The following is a 15,695-nucleotide window of genomic DNA, read 5'->3' as shown; positions in this document are numbered from 1 at the left end:
CCGACTGGGGTGGATTTGTAACCCCACGCTCGGCGCACCATCACACAGAGTCTTCGCGGGGCCGATTGCGCTGCCAACGGACTGCGGCGGATCCTGGCCCAGGACGTAAGCCTGTTGGGTCCGCAACGGTGCCGCGATGATCACGGCAGCTACCCGGGCATTGGACTCGGATCGTGTGGCGGCGCTCGGGTACTGCCCCGACTGCTACGCCACCGGCGCGGCCGTACTCGTCGTACCCGGGCAGCACCGCTGCCGGGCGCACCTGATCGATCAGCGTCTGCTGGTCGAGACCACCGCCGCCGGGCAGGCCCGCCTGGTGACCCCTCCTGGGGCCCGCCGCCGTCCGGTCTACCCGACCGGTGTGCAGGTGTCATGTGTGTCCTGTGCCGCTGCTGGCCGGGACAAGCAAGGCCTGCCGCGCGACGGCGCCGGGTCGGATCCGCTGTGCATGTCCTGCTGGCGGGGACGCACCGACCGGCGAGACGCCGCACAGCGGCAGCACCTGGTCGCCGCTCTGCGCGATCGCCTCGACGACGTCCAGGACGTCGTCGAGGCCGGTTGCGCCGCCTGCGGTGAGCCCGAGCCGGTGCCGACCTGCTGGCTGTGTGGGTACTCCTACCTGGAGCAGGCCCGCGCCGATCACGCCCACGCGCAGGCGCTGGAGGCCGCCGCCGTCGACGAGCACTTCGCGCAGCTCGCCGAGATGACCGACGCCCGCGAGCGGGTCGACGAGCTGACCGCGTGGATCCAGCGCCTGATGGAGACGCTGAGCGCCTTCGACGCCGGCGATAGCTGGGGCCGGCCGGTGTGGATGCTGGCCGACCTTCTCGCCCGCGACGCCGCCAGCCGTGCCAGCCGCCGGGGCCGGCGCTCCGCGCTGGGCCGGGTGGGCGCGGTGCTGGCCGTCGACGCGGACCGCCGCTCCGGCCGCCGCGCCATGCCCGGCCGCGCCAAGACCGCCCTGCTCGCCGGGTGCGACTCCACCCGCCCGGTGACGGATGCCTGGCGCCGCGCCGAGGCCCTGGGCTGGCACACCCGCGTCGAGCAGGGCCGCCGCCTCAGCTACGCCGAGCGGTGCGCCACCGGCCGCGCCCAGGCGCGGGCCGTCTTCGACATCACCCCGCTCCACCGAGGCGACACCGCCGCCCAGACGGCGCACGTGCCGGCCGCGCTGACCATCCTGGCCGAGCTGCTCGACCACGCCCGCACGCTGCTCACCGAGGCACAGGACCGCGCCGACGAGCTGGACGCCCGCGCTGGCGGCTGGGTCGACCACCACGAGCGCGTGCGCCGCCGCCGGATGCGCCAAGCAGTGGCCAACGCCCGTGATCACGCCCGTGACCAGGCCGTGAATTTCCGCACCCCCCACACGGTGTCTCAAGGTATGAGTGTTTACTCCAGCTTGTCTCGGGGTCTGCTGATTCCACCGCCGATCACCCACTCTCACGTCGTGGCAGGCCGGCAAAGCCGGAGGAAGATTGGCGCTTCGCGCTCACCGATGCCAAGCGGGCAAAACTCCGGTGTTGCCAGGTCACGTCCTGTAGGGCGTCCTAGGCCGGTCCAGACGGTGTCTGAGCGCCCACGGCGGTCTCGCCCACGTCCTGAGTGGGCAGAGTGGGCGTACGACCTGGCACGGGCCCTACGAGGCCACTGGCGTTGGCTGACCAACGTTCCCCTGCCGCGCGTGGCTGCCACCCTGGGTGCCGCGCTCAGCCGCGAATGGACCGCCGAGGTGCTGACCACCTGGGCCAGCCGGCAGCGTCCCCGGCCCCTGCTGTCCGCCCCCCGTGATCCGGTCGCCTACCTCAAGGCGATCCTCGAAGATGTCCTCACCGGCCCCGACGCACCGCCGAACCCGGCCGCCCGGCACGCCGTCCACCGCCGCACGGCCGTGACCACCGACGCCGAGACCCGGCGGGCCAACCGCGCGTCCTGGTGCGGACGCTGCGACCGGCACCGCCGAGTCGAGGTCAACGACCACGACCAGATCGTGGCCTGCCCCCGCTGCTCCGGCGCGGGCGAGCCCACCGTGGAGCCCCGCCGCCGGGGCGCTGGCCGCAGCGACCATGTCGCAGCCGGCACCCTCGCGGCGGCCCTCGAAGGCGGCTGGCCCGACGTCGCCCAGCCCGGATCAGGCATCATGCCGGAACGTTGCTGACCCGACGCCCAGCGATGCCCGCGCCCCCGGCACGCACTGGTGCTGAGCGTCGGCGGCGGGAGTGACCCGAGGTCGCTCGACCCGGCGCTGGTCTCCGCCTATCTGGATGGTCAGAAGAGGGGTTTGGCTACTTCCCTCGGTCTCCGAATGCGCGGGGCGGCACCTGAGGCCTCAGGTGCCGCCCCGCTTGTGGGCCCGGTTGACGTTCTATGCGTCGGTGTCTGCCGCTGGTCCATGCAGTAGGAGCTCAGCCAAGGCCCGCAGGGCGTCTGGCTCCAGTTCTGCTCGCAGCGACTCCGCGATCTTGTCCGGGGTGCCACCGAGGCGTCGGATGGCAGATGAGGCAGGAGACCTTCGCAAAGGCGCGCTGCGCGGGTTGACGTCATCCCCAACTTCAGGCTCGTTAACCGCGGTTAACTCGGGCTCACTGGCGGGCCGCTGCCGCTGCCGCAACTCATCGAGCTGCTTCTCAGGCGGTAGCTGATGGAGATCTCGCACATCTCGCAACGGCACCTCGCCAGCCCTGAGCATCGACTGAACCTCCGGTGCCAGCTTTAGCAGGTTGAGTCGTTGCGTTACCCAGGGAGGAGTGCGAGAGAGACGAGCGGCGGCCGCCTTGGCCGTTCCGCACTCCTGCGCCAGTAGTTGCACGGCCCGGGCCTCTTCGATGGGGTCCAGGTTCTCGCGATCGAGGTTCTCGGCGGCGGTGGCGCTGACCCACGCCTCTCTGCTGTCGGCCAGGCCGTTCTTGACCACGATGTCGAGGTTCGGCTGTTCCGCCATCAGAGCCGCCGCGCGACGCCGGCCGCCGGTGACCTGAACCCAGATGGCGCTACCGATCGCCGTTGCATGTTCGGGGTAGATCCGCAGGAACGCCTCTCGCGCTACTACTGCACACGGCTGCAGTTGGCCGTGCGTCCGCATAGACTCCGCGATGCTTTCGATCTTGGCGCGATCGGATGCCAAGTCCCGAGTGTTGAGCGGATTCGCGGCGACCTGATGGACGCGAGCGGTACGCGGCGCGGACTCGACAAAGGCCGGCACCCGGGCTTCGGGAAGCGCCGCCTCATCCGCGAGGTCTGAAAGGTTGACTCGCCTGCCCGCCACCTCAGACCTCCTGCAGGTTCGGCGCACCAGACTGGCTCGGGATTGCCGCAGCTCCCCCGTAGCCCATCTCCAGAGCCAGGCGGAAGAAGTCCTCGCGAGCCTCCATCGCGGTCCGGTTCTTGGGGTACTGCGTGACTACCAAGCCTTCGGCAGAGGCGCGGGAGTGCAGCTTGTACCGCCTGACAACTGTGTTGCACATCGGCCAGCCCTTGCGCTGGATGAACTGCGCGGTCTGCTGGAGATCGGGGAGCCCATCGCGCGGATCCCAGCTGTTGACGACCACCCGGTAAGGAATTCCGCGTGGCGCGATGACGGACTCGATCGTCCGGGCGGTCGGGTCGTAGCAGAGTGGCTCGGGCACCATCGGCACCAGGACGTCGTCGCACTCGTCGAGCGCGGCTTGAAGGATCCGCTCGTCTTCGAGGGAGCCCGGGGTGTCCACGAAGATGTGCTCGTAATGCAGGTTCCGCAGCTTTCGGAGATCGCGAGGATCTTCGACCTGAGCGAAGTCGAACGGTAGGCCACCCTGTCGTTCCACCCGTCGGGACCACCACACCGACGAAGCCTGCGGGTCGGTAGAGGCGACCATGACCGGGCTCTCCGGATCGCCGATGGCCTCAGCGGTCTTCTGCAGGATCGGCTCGGGATTGACCAGGACGTCGTAGGTCACCGCCCCGAGGTTCACAGCGAGCGTCGTCTTGCCGACGCCGCCCTTCTGGTTGGCGATGACATGCACCTGGGTCATGCGGGCTCCATTCCGTGTGCTTCCCGGGCCTGGTGTGGCCGCGGTACTTCGGATGCCCGTCATGCTAGGGCCGGCCTCGTCCTGCCCAGTAGCCCGGTCAGCTCGTGTCGCTGATTAACCGCGGTTAACTGCCTATGGCCCCTTGTCCAGGGAGCCCGGGTCGACCTGCCTCACAAGCATCCATGGAGGAGTCTGCTAGCCCCGCCGCATAGCTCGAACAGCTCACCGAGCCCGACGATGGCGACGACGCCCAGAAGTGGGCGGCCGAGCTGCTCGCCGACCGCCACGGCATCGATGTGGCCGGCTGGACCGACGGTCATCGGCTGCCCGGCCAGCCTGCGCGTATCGCCGTGCACGCCGGAGACCCGGTCGCCAGCACCGAGTCTCCGGCGGTGGGGGAGTGCCGGCTATTGCACGACACGGTCGACGACGCCTGGCTGCTGTTGGCCGACGACAAGCCGCACGCCGACCACGACGGCCTGGCCGCCACGGACACCGAGCAGGCGTGCCAGTGGGCCACCGGTGTGCTGGCCGAGGCGGGCGTCGTCCGCCACGGCTGGACCACCCGCGCTGGCGGCAACGCGGCCCTCGAGTACGTGGCCGATCTGACCGGGAGTGCTGACGGTGAACCTCGATGCCACTGGCCCGGACGAGATCCGCGCCGCGTTCGGTCAGGCCGTCGAGGCGGCGGGGGAGCAGCCGCAGGAGGTAGGCGGCATCGCCGGCGGGCGGGGGCCCGCGCACTGCACGATCGCTCGAGTCCTGGTGGAAGCTGTCAGCCAGCCGACAATCCATCACCCAAGGTAACGCTAAGGTTACCCGCGTCCAATGGGCTGCTGCGTCTGAGCAGGTGGGCTGAGCAACATGGCCAAGACCAGGGAGATGTCCATGTTCAAACGTGCGGCCGCGACCGCGACAGTGACTCTTGCCGTGACCGTCAGCGCGCTCGCGATCACCGGCGGCCCGGCGGCCGCGGGTCCCTATCGAGCTGACTGCCATGCCTGGATCACGTCCACCGGGCAGCCGGGCGGTGGCTTCACCGCGGTCTGCAATGGTGGTCCCACTACGGTCCAGTACCGCGTTGTGGGCCTGTGCCAGAACTACTTCACTCAGGGCTCTCGGTGGATGTACGGACCGTGGAAGAACACCGGAGAGTCCCACGTGGACTGCTCGTGGTCGGAGAAGCCGCTGAGCACCTACTACCAGACCCGTTGACAACCGATGCCGCCCGAAGGTGGGCCGGAGCCCGACGGTGGCCGGGACGGCGATCCGGAAAGCGCCGCCCGGCCCCGCTCGTATCAGTTGGACAGCACCACCCAGAGGATGATCAGCAGCCCCATGACGCTCACGACGCCGATTCCCGGTAGCAGGAGACCCGGGACGCGTTTGTCGGTCACGTTGCCGTTCTCGTCGGTGGCGCGCCACTCCCCTTCCACAAGAACCCAGTCCCGCACATCGTTGGTCGGCGAGTAGGGCGTGACCGGCATGACCGTTGGGGTAGGCACGTGCGGCATCGCCAGGACGGTCTGGGCTCCGGTTCGCCACCGCCGCCAGGTGGGTTCCGGCTTGACCGTCCGACCGGCGGCGAGGTCATCCCACACCTTCAGCCAGAGCGCGACCTGGGACTCGTCGAGGCCGGTCGCCCGCAGGAAGCTCTCGGTCAGGTCACGGGCCGGGAGGGTGCCGCGCTGAAACGCGGCGCACAGCGTGGATGCGGGCGCCCTGCGCGGATAGGTCTTGGTGATCTCGGCGATCTCCCGAAAGGTCTTGCCCGACCACTCCCTCAGCCGCTTGAGCGCGTCGTTGTACTCCAGCTTGCCGCTGGAGGTGGTGGGGTCCGGTGGCGGCAGGCCCAGTTCCCGCGAGGAGGTCTTCTGGACTGCCTGCTTCTCGGCGGTGAGCTGGCTGTGGATCTTCGCGCGTCGCGCGAGCCACAGGCCCGGTTGCTCGCCGCACGCCTCGACAAACTTGGTGAGCAGCTTCTCGCCAGGCAGCTGGTGGCCCTGGTCGACCGCGTGCAACGCGCTGCGGGAGTAGTAGCCGCTCTGGGCGATCGCGGCGTAGGTCAACTGTGCTCCCTGGCGCAACTGGCGCAGCTCGTACCCGAACTGGGCCACTGGACCGGACTGCGGGTCCGCTGGCGGAGTGATTCGCTTCGGCATGGTGGTCTCCGACCGCACCTGGACGCGGCCCCGTCGGGGCCGCGTCCAGCACGCGGACTCAGCTCTCGCGGACGCGGGAGCTCAGCCGGACGGTCGCCGTCGCCGCGGCCCCGACGAGGGCGGTCGCGATGAACGGGTCGACACCGACCAGGACGAGGACGGTGACGAAGACCAGGATCACCACGAGCACCGTCACGACGACCGGGTATCGCCGACGACGCCGCCCGAGGACGGCGAAGGCGACGGCGGCGATCAACCCGCAGATCACCAAAGTGGTGATCTGCGTGGGGACCACGGACAGGGTGGAACCAGAGACAGACACGTTTACTCCTTGATCAACGCTGATCTAACCGGCAGGGAGCGATGAGCAGGCCACGCCCGCACGGGGACGCTTCGACACGACGGGCTGGTACTCCGTCGCGCCACCCCGTGCGAGGTGACCATCCTCAGCATCGCGAGATGTGAGCCGCCGGCCCAAGGGAGTGGTGTTGCCAATCCTTGTCCCGCGCCCGTCGAGACGGAAAGTCGCCTATGTCCTTTTGGGATGGTTAAGCGAGGAACGCGAGGGGCTGAACAGGCGGAACGTGTGATCTGAACCGGGGATGAGTGACAGATGACGTTCGGAACAGCCGATCCGAACGTCACACCCACTTCCCCAGGCACAGCGAAGGGCTTAAGAATGGCGATGCGCGGACTCGTGCCAGAGACGGGCGCTCGTGGCGCCGCCAGTCAACGACAGGGGTCTATCCGAGGGAGCTGGATGAGCGCACCGTGATCGGCTGCTGGTACCAGTCGGTCAGAGCAATAGGGGCAGCGCCCGCAACAGGGGTCGCCAGCCGCGGAGAGCCCGAACGACTCTGCGGATGTCGACATGCCTGTCCCGCAAGCGCCGCCGCGTCCGGGCCCGCCCGGAGCGGCCCCGGTCGCGGCGGCGAACCCGGTGTCCATACGCGCCTCCCCTTCAAGTCCGTAGCTCCTGATTAAAACAGGCGTTCCAACGCCCGTCGCTACAGGGTGCCACTGAGTGTTCACTCAGTGATCATGGATGCGTTTCTCCTGGTAGAGGTAGCGTGAGACCACGCCAACATGCGTACTGCGGGTCCGAGTCGATGGCGCACGACAGCAGGGCCGACTGCTCGGCACGACCAGCGTGCCGAGCACCGCGGCCGGACACGCCCAGCTGACGGCCTGGGCGCAGGAGCCGGGCTCCGGCTGAAGGTCAAGCGGGCCCGCGTGCCCCGACCCGGCGAACCCGACGCCCTCACCCCCAAAGAGCAAGGCGCCGTCGAGCGGGCCGCCAACCGCCGTGGTGCCCGCGACGCCGCCATCGTCGCCGTGCTGCTCTACACCGGTGCCCGGGCGCAGGAGTGGCGCCCGCCTCGATGTCGACGACCTCGCCCTCACCGCCCGCACCGGCACCATCCGCCTGCACGGCAAGGACGAGGTCCGTCAGGTTCCGGTCCCGGCACCGGCGCGCGAACGGCTCAGCGCCTGGATCCGCCACCGCGGCGCCGAGGCGGGACCGCTGTGGACCGGGCAGCGGGGCCGGCTGACCACCTCCGGCATCACCCAGGTGGTGCTCACCGTCGGCGACGCCGCCGGCCTGTCCGGCCTGCGCCCGCACCGCCTGCGCCACACCTACGCCACCCGGTTGCGCCAGGGCGGCGCGGACTCTGCGCAGGTCCAGGCGCTGCTCGGGCACGCCTCGCTCGACACCACCGCCCGCTACTTTCGCGCAGGCATGGCGGAGCAAGCCGCCGTGGTGGAGCGATCTTCGAGTGAGCTCTTCGAGGACCGGCCAGGTCGACCTCCGTATCTCCGCCGCACGCAAGACCGGCACCACCGCTGTGACCGTGCTCCCGGCAGCCTTCCTACCGGGCGTCACCATCCACTACACATAGAGTGTGGATCACCTCTACTGGAACCTCGGCGCGTGCGCGGGCGGCGCCGTGTTCGAGGTCGGGTTGCGTGGCTCGACCGCCCGGGTCTGCCTCATGGACGACGACGAGTACCAGGCGTATCTCGACGACGAGGAGTACGAGTACTTCGGCGGCTTCTACGACCTCACCCCCGTGGTCTTGGAGGTGCCCTACGACGACCACTGGTTCCTCGTGGTCGACAGCTACCCCGATCGCATCCGGGTCACGGTGAACAGGTCTTCGACTGACGGTCGGGTGGGGCACTGGCCAACTTCCACGTTCCGCGCCAGGGCGGTGCCGAGCTTGCGCAGGTCAGTCCCTGCTCCGACGCCGGTCGGCTCCAACGACACGCCGCGTCGGCTCTACAGCTCGCCGAGGATGCGGGTGCGCTGCTGGGCGTACTCGTCGTCGCTGATCTGCCCGTGCTGCAGCAGGGCAGCCAGTTGGTGGAGCCGGTCCGTGATCGCGGCAGTCCCAGGGGTTGTCGGGACGGCAGGTGGGTGTGTTGCAGGGTTGTCGGGATCAGTCCCGACATCCTCGATCAGACCCGGTGTGAGGGCCGGGGCATCAACGGCGGCGGCGATGCGCCAGAAGCTCTCGTCGAGGGCGCTTGTGCCACCGGCTGCGGCGGCGGTGGTGAGCTGGTTCACAGTGTCGGGGACGCAGCCAAGCACGGTGGTCAGGTGGGCAGCCTGGGTGATGTTGGGAAGGAGCCGGCCGGCGAGGATGTCCATGACCTCGGTGGTAGGGATGTGCGTGCGGGCGGCCAGCTCGGTAGGGGACACGCCAGCGAGTTCTGCGTAGGCGCACAGGTAGCGGGCCAGCGCTCGTCGGCCAGGCGGGGCCTGAGAGTTGATGGTGGCGACCAGGTGCCCGAAACGGATCCGGCTGCGGTTGTCTGGCGGCGCGGGTAGGTCGATGACCGCCATGGCACGCAGGCTCGGTGCCGCGATGAGCTCGAGCATCACGCACTGGCGCGCGTACTCCTCCTGAACCGTCGCGACCTGCGCCGCGATCGTCCGGACGTTGAGCAGCGCCTCCCGAGCCTGATGGAACTGCCACTCCATCTCATCGGCGCGGCGTGACTCGCGCAGCCGGCTGTTCTCCGACTGGCGCAGGTTCTTCAGGTACTGATCGGTGTCGTCCCGCATCCGCATCTGCAGGTGAGCGATCTTGCGCTGCAGGGCGGGGATCGTTGGCGAGCTATCTGGAACATTGTCCAGCTCCGGCTGTCCCTCAGGCCGGCTGACCGGGCCGGTGTAGCCCTCGGGCAGCCGACCCCTGGCACATTGGTACCAACCAGCGGCCAGGGCCCGGATACCCGTGGTCTCGCTCTCGTCCGTGGGCAGGCAGGCGACGATCAGCTCAACCATGTCCCAGGTGGGACCGTTGGTGTAGCGGCTGAGCTGCTCGGAAAGCTTCTTCCGGTTCAAGCCGGGAAAGTCCAGCCCACGCGTCTTCGCGATGCGCAGGATTTGGGCCTGCCCGCCCTCGCCCAGGTAATTGTCGATCAAACGGCGTACGTAGAGGGTGTAGTCGGCGGCCTCGGGGGTCGTGCACCGCTCGCGGATGATGGCCTCGTCCACGGATGGGCGTGTGGTGCGCCGTGATGGGCGCTTGGCGGTGCTCATGCTGATCGTCCTTGAGGCACGAGAGGTGACCCGACAACGGTCGTTGTTGTCGGGAGTCTGCCGGCTCCTCTTTCCCGACATTAGGGACGCCGGGGAGAGTGTTCCGTGCCGATCGGTGCTGACTGTCTGATCGGTCAGGGTGCTCCGCGCGGCTCGGTTGGCCGCCTGATCAGCGCGGAGCATCCGCCCTTCTATACATGATGCGACATGGCGGTGACAGAGTGCAGTACCGAGTCAGACTCCGACGCGTAACGGCGGTCATCACCGCACTACTGGTGCGCCCGCACATTCTTGGCGCCGGCAAGCAAGACCGTCCAGCTCGACCTCGACGTCACCATCCTCGGCACCGTCATCCACCACGCTGGACCAGGCATCCGCGCCCGGGCCCATCTCGCTGAGACGGCCCACAAACTGCGGACGCGGAAGGGTGATCCCGGTCGGCGGCGGCTGGACGGATGGCCAAACCCTCAGGCGCCGTGCGTCTCTGCCTGTCGGGGAACTGGCGGAATGAGTGCCACGGCTATCGGGATCGACCCCGACATCGTTAGGCGGGCCGCTCCAGTTCTGCGAGGTGGACTCGTCTGCACGGCACCCCGACTCAATCCATGGAGGACGCTCCATCTGGCGTGGCTGCCAGGTCTATGTGGCGAGGCGACGTACGGTTCGGACGTGACCAAGTCCCGCGCCCGGCGGCAGGCTGCCGACACCACGTACCGCAAGGCGCGCAACCAGCCAAAGAGCGGTGAGGTGCCCATGCAGCTCGGCTTAGCCGGTGCCACGGGCGCCTCCGGCTCCGGCAAGCCCTCGCGCAAGTCCCGCCCGAAGAAGAGCACCGGCAAGACGATCGCAGCCGCCGGGAAACGCCGAGGCGGTGCCCAGCCGCGCGCGAGCAAGCCCGCCGGCGTCACGGCCAGCTTCGCGGGTACCTGCGTGGCGTGCGAACGCGGCTACCGGTCCGGAACGCCGCTCGGCAAGGTGCTCGCTGGCTGGGCGCACGCGGCCTGCGCCGCCGCGGTCCGCGAACGCGACCGGATCCTGCGCGGCGAAACCTTCGCCTCGCAGAAGCCATCCGACTGGCGACGCGGCAAAGGCCCCTCATCGGCCCGAGTCACCCGATAACCAGGTTGCCGTTCGTTTCGGACCGAACGGCAACCTGGAAAGCACTCACGCCGGCGTCTAGCGGCCATGACCGCGGTCTTCGCTGTGGCCCTGCTGAGATGGTGGGCGCTGGGATGAAGGCTTGCCCATACTTCCCCCGTGTACGGCTCTCGCGGTGTTCACCGGGAACGCCAGTGCGGCTCGGCGTGCCGCCTCCGTTCCTGGCACGGTTGAAGGACCCCACGGCGAGGGAATGGGCGGGCCCGCTGTAGGGGACTGGGGCCGTGCCGAGTTCCGGTCGTCAAGATCGACTTGGTCAAGCACCTGCTTGATGTAGGTGGCCTGCTTCGGTGGCGACAGCTTGAGGAGGGTTGTGGTGTCGAGGTAGTGAGGCCGATTCGAGTCGTCGATCTGGACCCGGGCCCGGACGGCGTCTGGGTAGAGGAGGCGGCGTACCGCCTCGGGCAGGTGCGGCGCGGGCGGATGCACGAAGCGGATCTTGTTGACGCTGGCCTCGGGCGATTGACGTACGACAGGTAGCTCGGTCGTGTGCAGGAGTGCCTGGCTGTGTCCCATGTCCGAGAAGACGAGCGTCTCGCCGGTGATGTGCTCGGCGTAGCGTTCCGAGAGGCGCTTCCAGATGGTCTTCACGTCGTCGGGGTCAAGGTCCAGCGCGGCTACAGTTCTACGGTCATTGAGCCAGTGCAGGTCCATTTCGGACCCGCCGGGGGTCAGGTGGATAACCGTGACCGAATCCTCAGGAGTCGTACGGTTGACGGCTTCGGCCCAGGCGTGCGCGAGGTATCGGTTTCCTACGAATTCACCGGTGGCCGGATGCTGGATTCGCCAAGCCCACAGGGTCGACCCACCGGGGGGTGAGGTGAGGTCCATTTCCTCCACGCGTTGACGCAGATACTCCAGCACGTCCATCTCGCCGGCGAGTTCATACAATCGTTCGGCGCAACGGCGAATGCCAGCGTCGTCCGGCCTCCGTGCCTCTCGCTCGCGTTGAAGCTCTGCCGCGCGGTCCCAGATCTGAGCGGTAATCGGCACAGCGGGCCGGTTCGAGAACGTCATGCGGGGTAGATCAGCATTCGTATGGAAGCGCTGCCCGGATGCGTGCCCTCGGTCATGCTTGAGGCAAGGTTGACCCGCAGCTCGAACAGAGCCGAAATGTCCGCGAGCTTGAACAGCGCCACCGGTCCGGTATCGCCGACCGCGTCGACGCGGGGCTCACGTTCGGGGGAGCCCAGGACCCCGACTGCCGCCTTGTAGTAGCCCGTCCACGCGGCGAGCGCCTGTTCAATGACGGCCGAGTTCTCGGTGGCGCGGCGCGCGCGCATCTTCCAGGCCACGGTGAGGGCCTGCTCGAACTGCGTGCCGTACTGGCGGCGGAACAGTGTCAGTGAGCCACCGCTGGGAAGAGCGATGGTGGGGTTGTTATCCGGGTCGAGGTCCGTGAGGCACCAACCCAGGGACTGGGCCCAGTCTTGTGCCGTCGAAGAGTTGCCGTCGCCGGCCCAAACCTCGGTCCAGTTCATGCTCCGAAGCTGAGCCAGGTCCGTCGCCATTTGCTCAGGCGATCGCTTCATGTCAGCAGGATTCATACGAACCTCACCCTGTTCTCGTCACTAGCGGTGGCCGATGGGCGGTCCCACCCGGTGGGGATCTGCGGAACGGCCCACGAGGCGTCGGGCCTGAAGCTGCACCAGGAGCCGTCGAACGGAAAATGCCCCTCCCTCACAAGCTGTGTCATTCGATCTGCTTCAGCTCGGATTTCCCGGGCCTGGTCGGGGCTCCAGTAGAGCCGGTGCCCGATCCGCTCGTTGAACTCCTGCTCGTCCTTGAGCTGCCAACTGCGGTCAGGAGCGACCACTACGTCGAGGCAGTGGTCCTCGATGTCAGCTCCCAGGATCGTTCCATCTCGCCACCACACCGGCGGTGTCTGAAGGTTGATGTACCAGTGTGAGAAGGACCCGTCACCGCGATAGAACCACCAGGTGGATGACGTGGCTCGAGCCTGAAGCATCATTACGATTCCCGGCCCACGCCAAGTGTCGGGAACTATCTCGAAGCTGAGCTCGTCGCGCTCTGCCAGTGGGATCTGGTGTCCGGATCTGCCGTCGTGCGCCTTGCTGCGCATGACTGGTGTCTCAGGTGCTACCCAGACCATGACCGTCGAGCCAGAGGCGGCAATCACCCTGGTGGGCCGGGCCTCTCCCAGGTACGGCCCCCGGGTGAAACGAACCAACGCCTCCTCGCCGCAACGTAGATGATGGAGGGGAGGACGCACGAGTAGATTCTAACTGATCTTGATCGATTGACCCCTGGTGGAAAGGACCCTGGTGCGGTGAGAAGGTCGGGGAGTGCGCTGAGCACCTCCGGCGGCGCAGGTTCCACGGGCAGCGGCCGGGGTCGGTGTGTTTGTCGGGGCTGCACCGGCTAATCTGCTGCACCGTCAGATGCTGCGATAGCTCAGGGGCAGAACATCGCCGGGCCAGCCGCAGGGCTACTGGCCGATGGCCGGGCGCCGCCGGACCGAACGCGCCGGCCTGCCGCCCCGCGAAGTGCGGATGGCCCGGCTGCGCCGCGCCTTGAGCGCCGACCGAGACTCCGAGGCCGACCGGGGCGGCCGGGAGTGGCGGCACCGGTGGGTCGTGCGCGGCCAGCACCGGCGACATCGTCGCCGGCCCGGAGCAGGAGTGGTGCCTGGAGCTGGCGCCGGCCGACGCCCCGGGCGCTTTTCGGTGACCCGCTGGTACGAGAGCTGACCGACCAGGGGTGGATTGCCGGCCGGCGCGACCTGCGTCGGCCGGCCCGCCTCCGGGTCAACGCGCGCGTCACCGAGCACCATCGCTGTCGTCGATGATCTGGTTGAACAACGCGATCGCCCCACCGGCCGCCGCGCCACCGGCGAGCAAGGCGCTCGCCCAGCCACCGCCAGACGCGACAGTCAGCCCGGCAGTCACGCCGCCGACCAGAACGCTCAGCGCCAGGACGAGACTCGCCCGCACGCTGAGCAGATACGGACGCCCGACGGTCCGCGACTCCTTCGCCACGTTTGACTCCAATTCGGATTGGGTCTTGACTCCACGGCACCGTACACTATGGTTCGAAGTCGTGGACGACTCGCTTTGGGAGTCGGCGAGAAGAAGGGGGCGTGTGTGGCGACGCTGGACGCTGACAGGTCGGTCGGGGAGTACTTCGCGATCAACCTGCGCAAGATCCGTGAAGAGAAGGGTCTGTCCCAAGCCGAGCTGGCGCAGCGGATCAAGGACCTCGGCCACTCCTGCACCCAGGCGACGATCTGGAAGCTGGAGCAGGGTCACCGCGAGCCCAAACTCACCGAGGCCGTCGCCATCGGCGCCGCGCTCGATCTGTGGAGCTGGACCGAGCTGACCACCAAGCCCGCCACGTTCGACGCCGCGACGACGCTCGATCGGTGGCGGCGCCGAGCGCACGAGTTGGCCGAGCAAACCCGGGCCGCCGCCGCCGCGCAGATGGACGCACTGATTCAACTCGCGTTCGCCGTCAAGGCGGCCCAGGACGCCGGTATGCAGGTCGGGTGGGCGGAACGCCGCGCCGGCGGATGGCTGGAGTTGTCCCCCGAGGTAACGGTCCTGCGTGAGGTGCTGGCCGCCCGAGTCACCGAACAGTTGGAAGGCGAAGAGCGCGAGCGCCGGTGGGCCCTGGAGGACCGCCTCGTGGAGCAGATCGTTGACGCGCTCGAAAGCTCGGGAGTGCCCCTGGCGATCAAGCCCGAGGACTTCGACGTCGTAGAAGTGAGTCCGCCGCCTGTCGACGACGTCGACTCGGCCGGCTGACTCCAGGGGGCGCCCAGCTCGATCACCTCCACACCGCGCTGCGTGCCGCCGAGCCGGCCGAGGTTCGCCTCGCCCGCACCCTGGCCGCGATCGCCGCGCTCGACCCGTCCCGACACGGCCACGCCGGGCCGGACACCCCGGAGATCACTGCCGTCTACGCGCAGCGCAACGCCCTGATCTGGACCGCCCTCGCACTCGCTCACGAGGCCGGCGTTTTGGCCGGCGTCGGCCACGACCCGACCGACCCCCGCCCGGTCGTGGTCTACCTGGAGCTGCCCACCGGCCAGGTGTCCTGGCACCTGCCCGCCCACCCGGCCGGCTGGGACGGGCACAGCACCACGGCGAAGTACGCGCGGGCGCAGGCATTCGTCGACCTGGTGGCCGGGCCGTGATCAGGGTGCGGATCGTCGCCGACGACGTCGCCCAGGCCGCCGCCGCCGCACTGGCCATCGGCCGGGTTCTCACCGTCACGAGGGAGTGATCGTCCTCTGCGGTAGAGCCGGACACTGCCACCGGGCCATCACCCGCCCCCGTCGACCGAAGGGAACGCGCCACACATGAGCCCCGCAACCGACACCGGACGTGCCCGCTACGACGCCACCGATGTGCCGGCCCTGCGCCGAGGGCTGGCTGACTGGTACGGCAGCGCGCAGGGCGTGAACTTCTACCTGCAGGCCATCCAGCTCGGCCGGCAGCCGATCCGTCCGCCCGGCCCTCCGGACAAGGTCGCGCACCTTCTCGCCGCCGCGGAGACGACCCGGCTGCGCGACGGGGACCTGTGGTACGTCGACGAGGACCTGTGCGCGCTGCTCAACGCCGCGCACCCGTCCATGCCCGCGTTCGCGCCCCGCCCGGAGGACCTGCCGTCGAAGGTCGGCTTCGCGGTATTCGCCGACCCGATCGCCGTTTACGCCGCCGAGGAGGCCCGCGACGATCAGGTCATCGAGCTGCTGGCCCGAAGTGGCGGGGAGAAGATGCGGCAGGCCAGCGAGCAGCTCTACGCCGGTCAGGCCCCGATCGTCGCAGTGTCGTGGTCACCGGTGACCAACCC

General features: G+C 68.8%; 16 protein-coding genes and 2 pseudogenes. 8 read left to right on the top strand and 10 right to left on the bottom strand.

Annotated features, from left to right (window positions below; all coding sequences use genetic code 11):
* Positions 1-136 precede the first annotated feature (136 nt).
* Positions 137-2,158: a hypothetical protein gene (locus AB0K10_RS31865; protein WP_363689715.1), complete on the top strand. Its 2,022-nt coding sequence runs from the start codon at positions 137-139 to the stop codon at positions 2,156-2,158.
* A gap of 207 nt (positions 2,159-2,365) precedes the next feature.
* Here AB0K10_RS31865 and AB0K10_RS31860 read toward each other — a convergent pair whose 3' ends face one another.
* The 3 genes from AB0K10_RS31860 to AB0K10_RS31850 form a co-directional block, all read right to left on the bottom strand.
* A complete protein-coding gene (locus AB0K10_RS31860; RefSeq protein ID WP_363689713.1) occupies positions 2,366-3,265 on the bottom strand; it encodes a ParB/RepB/Spo0J family partition protein in 900 nt (299 codons plus the stop codon).
* 1 nt (position 3,266) lies between these two features.
* On the bottom strand, positions 3,267-4,010 hold the full coding sequence (locus tag AB0K10_RS31855) for a ParA family protein (protein ID WP_112583584.1): 744 nt from the start codon (positions 4,008-4,010) through the stop codon (positions 3,267-3,269).
* A gap of 407 nt (positions 4,011-4,417) precedes the next feature.
* The gene (locus AB0K10_RS31850; RefSeq protein ID WP_363689711.1) at positions 4,418-4,564 is read right to left on the bottom strand and encodes a hypothetical protein; all 147 of its coding nucleotides are present in this window, start codon (positions 4,562-4,564) and stop codon (positions 4,418-4,420) included.
* A gap of 334 nt (positions 4,565-4,898) precedes the next feature.
* Between AB0K10_RS31850 and AB0K10_RS31845 the strand changes: the two genes are divergently transcribed.
* Positions 4,899-5,225, top strand: a complete 327-nt coding sequence (locus AB0K10_RS31845) for a hypothetical protein (protein ID WP_363689709.1) — start codon at positions 4,899-4,901, stop codon at positions 5,223-5,225.
* An 83-nt stretch (positions 5,226-5,308) separates the two neighbouring features.
* Here AB0K10_RS31845 and AB0K10_RS31840 read toward each other — a convergent pair whose 3' ends face one another.
* Positions 5,309-6,172 carry a helix-turn-helix transcriptional regulator gene (locus AB0K10_RS31840; RefSeq protein WP_363689707.1) on the bottom strand — a complete coding sequence of 288 codons (864 nt, stop codon included), beginning with the start codon at positions 6,170-6,172 and terminating at the stop codon, positions 5,309-5,311.
* A 58-nt stretch (positions 6,173-6,230) separates the two neighbouring features.
* Positions 6,231-6,494, bottom strand: a complete 264-nt coding sequence (locus tag AB0K10_RS31835; protein ID WP_363689705.1) for a hypothetical protein — start codon at positions 6,492-6,494, stop codon at positions 6,231-6,233.
* Between the two features lie 984 nt (positions 6,495-7,478).
* Here AB0K10_RS31835 and AB0K10_RS31830 point away from each other — a divergent pair.
* Both AB0K10_RS31830 and AB0K10_RS31825 read left to right on the top strand, forming a co-directional pair.
* A pseudogene (locus tag AB0K10_RS31830) lies at positions 7,479-7,898 on the top strand (tyrosine-type recombinase/integrase); the annotation flags it as partial.
* A 178-nt stretch (positions 7,899-8,076) separates the two neighbouring features.
* Positions 8,077-8,286, top strand: a pseudogene (locus AB0K10_RS31825) (DUF1883 domain-containing protein); the annotation flags it as partial.
* Positions 8,287-8,453: 167 nt separating this feature from the next.
* Here the strand turns inward: AB0K10_RS31825 and AB0K10_RS31820 are convergent.
* Positions 8,454-9,722 carry an SHOCT domain-containing protein gene (locus AB0K10_RS31820; RefSeq protein WP_363689703.1) on the bottom strand — a complete coding sequence of 423 codons (1,269 nt, stop codon included), beginning with the start codon at positions 9,720-9,722 and terminating at the stop codon, positions 8,454-8,456.
* Between the two features lie 669 nt (positions 9,723-10,391).
* On the opposite strand from AB0K10_RS31820, the gene AB0K10_RS31815 reads away from it, so the two are divergent.
* Positions 10,392-10,841 (top strand): hypothetical protein, encoded by a 450-nt coding sequence (locus AB0K10_RS31815; protein WP_363689701.1) that lies wholly within the window; start codon positions 10,392-10,394, stop codon positions 10,839-10,841.
* Between the two features lie 57 nt (positions 10,842-10,898).
* On the opposite strand, the gene AB0K10_RS31810 is transcribed toward AB0K10_RS31815, so the two are convergent.
* The 4 genes from AB0K10_RS31810 to AB0K10_RS31795 form a co-directional block, all read right to left on the bottom strand.
* Entirely contained in the window at positions 10,899-11,897 is a 999-nt protein-coding gene (locus AB0K10_RS31810; RefSeq protein ID WP_363689699.1) for a hypothetical protein, read from the bottom strand.
* Positions 11,894-12,361 (bottom strand): hypothetical protein, encoded by a 468-nt coding sequence (locus AB0K10_RS31805; RefSeq protein ID WP_363689697.1) that lies wholly within the window; start codon positions 12,359-12,361, stop codon positions 11,894-11,896. The genes AB0K10_RS31810 and AB0K10_RS31805 overlap by 4 nt, the downstream gene beginning before the upstream one ends.
* 62 nt (positions 12,362-12,423) lie before the next feature.
* Complete coding sequence (locus tag AB0K10_RS31800; protein WP_363689695.1) at positions 12,424-13,113, bottom strand: DUF402 domain-containing protein; 690 nt, start codon at positions 13,111-13,113, stop codon at positions 12,424-12,426.
* A gap of 547 nt (positions 13,114-13,660) precedes the next feature.
* Positions 13,661-13,879, bottom strand: coding sequence for a hypothetical protein (locus AB0K10_RS31795; protein ID WP_363689694.1), 219 nt, complete (start codon positions 13,877-13,879; stop codon positions 13,661-13,663).
* Positions 13,880-13,984: 105 nt separating this feature from the next.
* On the opposite strand from AB0K10_RS31795, the gene AB0K10_RS31790 reads away from it, so the two are divergent.
* From AB0K10_RS31790 to AB0K10_RS31780, 3 genes are all read left to right on the top strand, one after another.
* On the top strand, positions 13,985-14,644 hold the full coding sequence (locus AB0K10_RS31790) for a helix-turn-helix transcriptional regulator (protein ID WP_363689692.1): 660 nt from the start codon (positions 13,985-13,987) through the stop codon (positions 14,642-14,644).
* Between the two features lie 215 nt (positions 14,645-14,859).
* Positions 14,860-15,036: a hypothetical protein gene (locus AB0K10_RS31785; protein ID WP_363689690.1), complete on the top strand. Its 177-nt coding sequence runs from the start codon at positions 14,860-14,862 to the stop codon at positions 15,034-15,036.
* 165 nt (positions 15,037-15,201) lie between these two features.
* A partial coding sequence (locus AB0K10_RS31780; protein ID WP_363689688.1) for a hypothetical protein occupies positions 15,202-15,695 on the top strand: 494 nt, incomplete at its 3' end.

Source organism: Micromonospora sp. NPDC049274, assembly GCF_040678875.1.
GTDB lineage: Bacteria > Actinomycetota > Actinomycetes > Mycobacteriales > Micromonosporaceae > Micromonospora.
The sequence above is the reverse complement of the archived record's forward strand: the minus strand, read 5'-3'. Positions and strand labels throughout refer to the sequence as shown.